Annotated in this window: 8 protein-coding genes and 1 pseudogene; 5 read left to right on the top strand and 4 right to left on the bottom strand. The window is 68.4% G+C overall.

Annotated elements, in window-relative coordinates; all coding sequences use genetic code 11:
* Positions 1-127 precede the first annotated feature (127 nt).
* The 3 genes from RN901_RS11465 to RN901_RS11455 all read right to left on the bottom strand — a co-directional run bounded on the left by RN901_RS11465 (position 128) and on the right by RN901_RS11455 (position 2,922).
* Positions 128-382 (bottom strand): hypothetical protein, encoded by a 255-nt coding sequence (locus tag RN901_RS11465; RefSeq protein ID WP_310758422.1) that lies wholly within the window; start codon positions 380-382, stop codon positions 128-130.
* Between the two features lie 271 nt (positions 383-653).
* On the bottom strand, positions 654-1,811 hold the full coding sequence (locus tag RN901_RS11460; RefSeq protein ID WP_310758421.1) for a tyrosine-type recombinase/integrase: 1,158 nt from the start codon (positions 1,809-1,811) through the stop codon (positions 654-656).
* Between the two features lie 157 nt (positions 1,812-1,968).
* A complete protein-coding gene (locus tag RN901_RS11455) occupies positions 1,969-2,922 on the bottom strand; it encodes a hypothetical protein (RefSeq protein WP_310758420.1) in 954 nt (317 codons plus the stop codon).
* A gap of 319 nt (positions 2,923-3,241) precedes the next feature.
* Between RN901_RS11455 and RN901_RS11450 the strand changes: the two genes are divergently transcribed.
* The 4 genes and pseudogenes from RN901_RS11450 (at position 3,242) to mobC (ending at position 6,008) form a co-directional block, all read left to right on the top strand.
* On the top strand, positions 3,242-4,402 hold the full coding sequence (locus RN901_RS11450; protein ID WP_310758419.1) for a tyrosine-type recombinase/integrase: 1,161 nt from the start codon (positions 3,242-3,244) through the stop codon (positions 4,400-4,402).
* 549 nt (positions 4,403-4,951) lie between these two features.
* Positions 4,952-5,119, top strand: a complete 168-nt coding sequence (locus RN901_RS11445; protein ID WP_310758418.1) for a hypothetical protein — start codon at positions 4,952-4,954, stop codon at positions 5,117-5,119.
* 46 nt (positions 5,120-5,165) lie between these two features.
* A pseudogene (locus tag RN901_RS11440) lies at positions 5,166-5,378 on the top strand (AlpA family transcriptional regulator); the annotation flags it as partial.
* Between the two features lie 288 nt (positions 5,379-5,666).
* Positions 5,667-6,008, top strand: a complete 342-nt coding sequence (mobC, locus tag RN901_RS11435) for a plasmid mobilization relaxosome protein MobC (protein WP_310758416.1) — start codon at positions 5,667-5,669, stop codon at positions 6,006-6,008.
* 346 nt (positions 6,009-6,354) lie between these two features.
* Here the strand turns inward: mobC and RN901_RS11430 are convergent, their stop codons facing one another.
* Entirely contained in the window at positions 6,355-6,663 is a 309-nt protein-coding gene (locus RN901_RS11430; RefSeq protein WP_310758415.1) for a hypothetical protein, read from the bottom strand.
* A gap of 67 nt (positions 6,664-6,730) precedes the next feature.
* Between RN901_RS11430 and RN901_RS11425 the strand changes: the two genes are divergently transcribed.
* Entirely contained in the window at positions 6,731-7,231 is a 501-nt protein-coding gene (locus RN901_RS11425; RefSeq protein ID WP_310758414.1) for a hypothetical protein, read from the top strand.
* Positions 7,232-7,397 lie beyond the last annotated feature (166 nt).

Genomic DNA, 7,397 nt, shown 5'->3' with positions numbered 1-7,397 from the left:
CCGTGCGCGCCATCACCTCGGGCAGCCGCAGGAAGCGTGTCGGAGGGTTCGTTCTGTTGTTCCTCGGATTCTCGGCCATCGTCCTGCTCCTTCTCGCTGTGCTCTGTTTGCTGGTCGGTCGTCGGTGTCACGGCCTTCTCGGGGGATCGCGCCCACCGCCCGATGCCCCGTCGTGCTCCGCGATGAACGCGAGAATCCGGTCCGCCGTCCTGAGCGACGGCGAGCGGCCACGGCCGATCTGGCGCATGAGGTTCGGGTCGCCCAGCGCCTTCATGCCGAACGCCGTCGGGCTCACGCCCGAGTCCCCGAGAAACGCGCTCACCCGCGAAATGAACTGTCCTTCCAGCGTCTCCATGCCCGAACGCTGAACGAACGTCCGCAAGCACGTCAACCCCCTAGGAAATTACCTAAGTGCTTATGACGTATCATGTTGTGTCATAACGTGTCAGAGCCTCGGAAGAGCTCCGCCAGCGGCGCGGCGGGACGCCCCCTTGGCGAACCGAATGGTGATCGTCCAGAGGCGTGGAATCCGGCCCAGCGAGACCCGGTTCGACTGGTTTGCCGCCGTGGGTGGCGGCAATGCGGTTGCCCGCCGAACCGCGCTGCGGAGAGGCGGAATGGTTGTGCCGGCGGGTGGCGAGGGTGGCGAGTCGCTACCCGATGTAGTCGTTCCACCCCTGCATGACTTCGGCGCGTCGCGCCAGCAGGTCGGAGCGCTGGTAGGCCTGAACGACTTGGCTTTTCGGAACATGGGCGAGGCAAGCCTCCGCGACCTCCGCCGGTACGCCGGTCTCCGCCATCCACGACCGGGCACTCGACCGGAACCCGTGCAGCGTCGAGTCCACCCCTGCACGCCGAAGCACCCGGAGTGGAGCCTTCGACGGAAGCGGCCCGCCGGTCCGCGACGGGAACACCAGCGACGACTTGCCCGACAGCTTGCGAGCCCGTCCGAGCACGTCGAGCGCGCCCCTGCTGAGCGGGACGGCGAACTCGCGGCCCGCCTTCATCCTCGAAGCGGGGATCGTCCATACGCCCGCGTCCATGTCGATCTCGTCCCAGCGGGCACCACGCGCCTCTCCGGGCCGAACCGCCGTCAACACGATCAACTCGACGCACGGAACCGCCGAAGGGTGCGTGTCGGTCGTCCCGCGAACCGCACGAAGCGCGGCCCCGACCTCGGCGTGCGGGAGCGCGCGATGATGGCTCGTGGTGTTCCCGTTCACCTTGGGAAGCGCTTCGACGGCCCGGTCGACCGGGTTGTCCGGGCGGTAGTTCCGACCGATACACCAGCGAAAGACGGCGGCGATCCGGTGCCGGGCCTTCCGCGCGGCGGCGGGCTTCGAGTTCCAGATCGGCGACAAGCAGCGCAGCACGTCCGCGCTCTCGATCCGGTCCACCCGCTTGTCGAGGAGCGGGGCGGCATGGAGGCGGAAGGTGGACTCCCACTGCTCGGGAAGCGGGCTCCCCTCCTTCCACGCCTCGCGGTGAAGCTTGATCGTCCGCTCGGCGGCCTCGGCGAACGTCGGGACGCCGCGCCCGCGCGGGTCCTGGCCCAACAGGACGCCCCGGCTGTTGTCGAGCGCCTTCTGGCGGGCCTCGGCAAGCGTCACCTCGGGATACGGCCCGAGTCCGATCGAGGTGAGCCGCCCCTCGATCCTGACGCGCTGCCGCCATGTCTTGGTGATCCGGCCATCCAGTGTCCGGTGAACCCGGAGGCTCAGCCCGCGCCCGCCGCGTCCGTCGCCGTAGACTCCGGGCCGGTTGACCGTCCGCACGAACGCGGCGCTCAGCGTTCTCGGTCGCTTCGTCATGGTGCTTCCTTCCTTGTGGTGTATCACTCATTGCAGCACTACACCGGGAAGAATACACGGGATCGTGATGGACGGCAAGGGACGAACGGGCGCTGCGTATCCTACTGAACACGTTATCCAATAACGTGTTATGCCCTGCTAGGTAAACCCTCGTGGACTACTCGGGAAGATGCGTGGCGAGTTCCGGCGGAATCGATCCCGTCACCCCGGGGCCGGTGAGCACGAGGCGCCTGAGGTTCCGGAGATTCCCCAATTCGGGCGGAATGGGACCCGCCGGAGCCTCGACGTCCAGCGACAGCTCCTCGAGTGCGGTCAGATTGGCGAGTTCCGGAGGAATGGGACCAGAAAGGCCCGTCTGAACGAGGCGCACTTCGGTCAGGCGGGAGAGGTTGCCGAGTTCCGGGGGGATCGGTCCCGTCAGGGGGTTGCTGGCGAGGTCCAGGCGGCGCAGCCGCGAGAGGCCGCCCAGCTCGGGCGGGAGGGGCCCCCGGAGGCGGTTGCCCGCGAGGGCGAGACTCACGACGCGTCCGTCGGCGTCGGAGTCCACCCCGTGCCACTGATCGAGTGGCGCGTCGGTCAGCCAGTTGTCGTCTCGGTCCCAATCCGCGCCGGAGGTCGCGGCGTGGAACGCCTCGAGGATGGACCGGTCCGTGGCTGGCGCGCATTCGACGCCGGTTCCGTCATGCGATTCAATGGCCGCGAGCCACGCGCGGAAGGACGTCGCGCCCGGGACGCAAAGGTCCGTGTCCGCGTAGTGCAGCGTCCGGAGCGGGAGCTGCCGCAGCGACAGCGGCAGCGGCCCCGTGAGCGGATTGTCGCCGATCCGAAGGTCGGTCAGACCTGAGAGGTCGGCGAGGCGCGGCGGGAGACGGCCCGCGAGTCCGTTCCCGCTCAGGTCCAGGCCCTGCACCCGGCCGATCGAGTCCGGCGTGACGCCGTACCATTCCGAGAGCAGGATGCCGTCGAACCAGCCGTCCGAGCGGGTCCAGTCGTCGCCCCCCGTCCCCTCGTACAGCGACTCGAGGACGGCGATGTCCGGCTCGCTGCAGAACGACCCGTTCCGCCGGTCGATCCGCTCGAACCAGGCAACGAACTCGGAGGTGCCGGGCATGCAGAGGCCCGCGTTGCCCGCGATCCGGAAAAGGATCGGGGAAAGACGGAGGAAACTCCGCGGAATCGAACCGGTGAAGTTGTTGTAGTGCAGATACAGGACCCTGAGCCTGGGCGCGTACCCAAGCTCGGGCGGAACTAGATAGCATGTGTCCCGTGCAGTCCAGCAGAGTACATCATGTCATTCATAACACTTTATTAGACAAATACTTCCAATATTGCATTCGAGTCGCCTCGTCCCTTGCCGTCCGCTGACATCCCGTGTATTCTTCCTTGTAGAGTGATTTGGCATGTGATACACAACCACGGAAGGAACCCGCATGACCAAGCGACCCAGGACGCTCACCGCCGCCTTCGTTCGGACGGTCAACCGGCCCGGCGTCTACGGCGACGGACGAGGCGGGCGTGGGCTGAGCCTCCGGGTGTACCGGACGGCCAACGGGAGGATCACCAAGACATGGCGGCAGCGCGTCAGGATCGACGGGCGGCTCACCTCGATCGGACTCGGGCCGTACCCCGAGGTCACACTCGCCGATGCCCGGGAAAAGGCGCTGGACAACAGCCGGAGGGTTCTCCGGGGACAGGACCCGCGCGGGCGCGGCGTCCCGACGTTCGCCGAGGCCGCGCGGCGGACCATCGAACTTCACCGCGATTCGTGGAAGGCCGGGAGCCCGCTGCCCCAGCAGTGGGAGTCCACCTTCCGTCTTCACGCCGCCCCGCTCCTCGACAAGCGGGTGGACCGGATCACGAGCGCGGACGTGCTGGCGTGCCTTGGCCCGATCTGGAACTCGATGCCCACCGCCGCGCGGAAGGCCAAGCACCGGATCACCGCCGTGTTCCGGTGGAGCATCGGGCGCAACTACCGCAGGGACAACCCGGTGGACCGGGCCGTGGCGGCACTGCCGAAGCCGAACGGCGGCGCGGCGGGCCATCACCGCGCCCTGCCGCATGGCGAGATCGCGGCGGCGCTCCGGTCCATCCGTTGCGTGGGGGACGGGAGTCAGGCTGCGTTGTGCATTGAACTGATCGTCCTCACCGCCGTGCGTCCCGGCGAAGCCCGGGGCGCGCTCTGGGATGAGATCGACATGGACGCGGCGAGGTGGACGATTCCGCCTTCGAGAATGAAGGCGGGCCGCGAGTTTGCCGTTCCGCTCAGCACCGGCGCTTTGGACGTGCTGAGGAAGGCGCGCAAGCTGTCGGATAAGTCGCCCTTGGTGTTCCCGTCGCGGACCGGCAGGACGATTGCGCCAAAGACGGTGTCTCGGGTACTCCAGATCGCAGGGGTGGACTCGACGCTTCACGGCTTCCGTTCGAGCGCGCGGTCGTGGATGGCCGAGACGGGCGTCCCGGCCGAGGTCGCGGAGGCCTGCCTCGCCCACGTTCCCAAGAGCCGAGTCGTCCAAGCGTATCAGCGCTCCGACCTGCTGGAGCGCCGTGCCGAGGTCATGCAGGCGTGGAGTAGCTACGTCACGCGGGGATAGGCCGCCGACCTGCCGCCGCTTCTTCCACGCCCTCGGGGGCCGTTTCCGCACGTTTCGTCCACATTTCGGGAAATCTACAGGCCGCAGGAGCGCCTCAGATCGACGATCTCGGGTCCCCGAGGGGTACGGGTAGGGCCAAAAAGCGGCCCAAGCGCTCCAAATCGTCAGCGTTGACCTCGACGCTGTACGGATTCCGGTCGAGCACCCGGTCGTGGATGGCCGAGTCCGGCGTCCGACTTACTGACCACGCCTCGGTGAGTTGCAGGATCCAGACTGCGGCAGCAAGCCCAGTCGGACCGGGCCTCGTCGGACCGGTTTCCATGCCTCTGGACGATCACCATTCGGTTCGCCAAGGGGGCGTCCCGCCGCGCCGCTGGCGGAGCTCTTCCGAGGCTCTGACACGCTATGACACAACATGATACGTCATAAGCACTTAGCTAATTCGCCAGGGGTTGACGAGCTTGCGGACGTTCGTTCAGCGTTCGGGCATGGAGACGCTGGGAAGGACAGTTCATTTCGCGCGTCGGCGCGTTTCTCGGGCGCCCGGGCGTGAGCCCGACGGCGTTCGGCATGAACGCGGTGGGCGACCCGAACCTGATGCGCCGGATCGGCCGGGGCCGCTCGCCGTCGCTCAGGACGGCGGACCGGACTCTCGCGTTCATCGCCGAGCACGACGGGGCATCGGGAGGTGGACGCGATCCTCCGAGAAGGCCCTGACACCCGGAGACCGACGAGAACGCTGAGAACAACGAGGAGCAGGACGATGACCGACCCGAGAAATGAGAGAACGAACCCTCCGACCCGCTTCCTGCGGCTGCCCGAGGTGATGGCGCGCACGGGCCTGTCGCGGAGCACGATCTATGTCCGGTTGGCCGCGGGGTGCTTCCCCCGGCCGGTCGCCCTGGGCAGGCGCGCCGTGGGCTGGATCGAGGCCGAGATCGAGGAGTGGGTCGCCGAGCGGATCGCCGAGAGCCGGTTCGAGGGCGTCGAGACCCGTGAGCGCGGCGAGGCCGCGCACCGGATTCGCGAGACCGGTTGGCGGGCGGCTGAAGCCCGCCCGGTGCGGTGATGCGGCGCGCTTCGCGGCGGCCGGGGAACAGCTTGTCGGGCGCGTCTTTGGTCGGGCAGCCAGCACACGCCGTGTTGAACACGGCGGGCTGGCAAGGGGGCGTTCCGGCCCCCTTAGACCCCCGAACTGTCGCGCCGCAACGCGAGCAGCGGACGCGCGGGGGCGAGGCCCCCGAACCCCGTCGCCGGTGCGCTCATGGCTGAGGGGCATCGCACCGTGATGGTCGCCGCGCGCGTCACGCCCGCCGAGCACGCCGCCTGGCGGGAGAAGGCGGCCGCGGCGGGCGTGTCCCCCTCCGCGCTGCTTCGCGAGGCGATGGCGCGGACGCATACGTGGACCGCGGCGGCGCGGTCCGTCGAGCGCGAGCGCACGCGCCAGATCGCGCGCATCGGGAACAACCTGAACCAGCTTGTCCGCTGGGTGAACACCCACAGGACGGCCGCCGAGGCCGTCTCGGTGATCGCCCATCTCGTGTCCTTCGAGCGCTCGCTGCTCCGTGTCGCCCGCATCGGCGGGGAGGCCGACGATGCTCGTTAGGTTCCTGTCCCACGGGAAGGGCTCGGCCAAGGCGGCGGCCAAGTACCTCGTCGGCGAGTTGGACGCCGAGGGACGCGAGCGCGAGGGCGTCGAAGTGTGGCGCGGCAACCCGGACATGGTGGCCGCCGTCGCCGACTCGCTCGACTTCGAGCGCAAGTACACGTCGGCCGTGATCGCGTGGGCGCCGGAGGACCGGCCCACCGGCGAACAGATCGAAGCCGTCCTCGACGAGTTCGAGAAGACGGCGTGGGCGGGACTGGAGCCGGACCGCTACTCGTGGACGGCGGTTCTGCACCGCGAGCGCGGAGGCGGCGTCCACGTCCACATTCTGGCCGCGCAGTGCGACCTACAGACGGGCCGCAGCTTGAACATCGCGCCCCCCGGCTGGGAGAAGACCTTCGCCCCGCTTCGCGACGCCTTCAACCACGAGCACGGCTGGAGCCGACCGGACGATCCGAGGCGGGCGAGGGCGCAGCGGCCGGGCCACGTGGCCTACATCGAGGCGTCGAAGCTGCGGGCCGGGCTCGAACACGAGGCGGACCCGCGCACGCTGATCCGCGACTACCTCGTGCAGCGCGTCGAGCACGGCGCGGTCAAGGACCGAGCCGACGTGGTCTCCGCGCTGGAGGACGTTGGCCTCGACGTGACCCGCCAAGGCAAGGACTACATCACCGCCCGCGATCCCGACAGCGGGAAGCGGTGGCGGCTGAGAGGAGAACTGTATGAACGAGACTTCGAGCCCGGGCGACTTGACGTCCCGGCTGAGGAACAGGCTGGAGACCGACCGGAGGCGCATCGAGGACGAAGCCGCGCGCGAGCTCGCGCGGCTCGGCGAGAACTTGAACGCAATCGCAAGCGGCGCGCTGCGTTCCATCGAGGCCGATACGGTCGAGGCGACCGGGCGGATGCGCGAGTTGTTGATGAAGGCCTGGCTCCGGCCGCTGGTGGTCGGCATGAGCCTCTTCCTCGGTATCTGCTTCGGAAGCTTGGGGACGATGCACTGGCTGTCGAGGAGCATCCACGACCGGATCGAGACCTTGGACGAGCTGGACACGCGGACCGGGTGGGCGCGCGCGATGCTGGCCGAGATCGAGGAGACGACCTGGGGCGTCGAGTTGCTGGAGAGCAGCGGGGACCGGTACGTGTCGCTGCCCGCCGGGACGACGGTCCGTCCGGCCTTCACCATGGAAGGGCGGCCCTACTTGAAGCTGTCGAGGGAGTGAGGAAGGAGCTTCGTGACCGATTTGGAGCGGCGGCTGACGGCCGCATTGGAAAGGTTGTCCGAGCAGTACGAAACGGAACAGCGGCGGCACTCCGGACGGATCGGAGTGTTACGAGAACAGGTCGAAGCCTTGCAGCGGCAAGTCGAGCGGCTGAGCGCGCGGGTGA

This window comes from Candidatus Palauibacter soopunensis (assembly GCF_947581735.1).
Classification (GTDB): Bacteria; Gemmatimonadota; Gemmatimonadetes; order Palauibacterales; family Palauibacteraceae; genus Palauibacter; species Palauibacter soopunensis.
The sequence above is the reverse complement of the archived record's forward strand: the minus strand, read 5'-3'. Positions and strand labels throughout refer to the sequence as shown.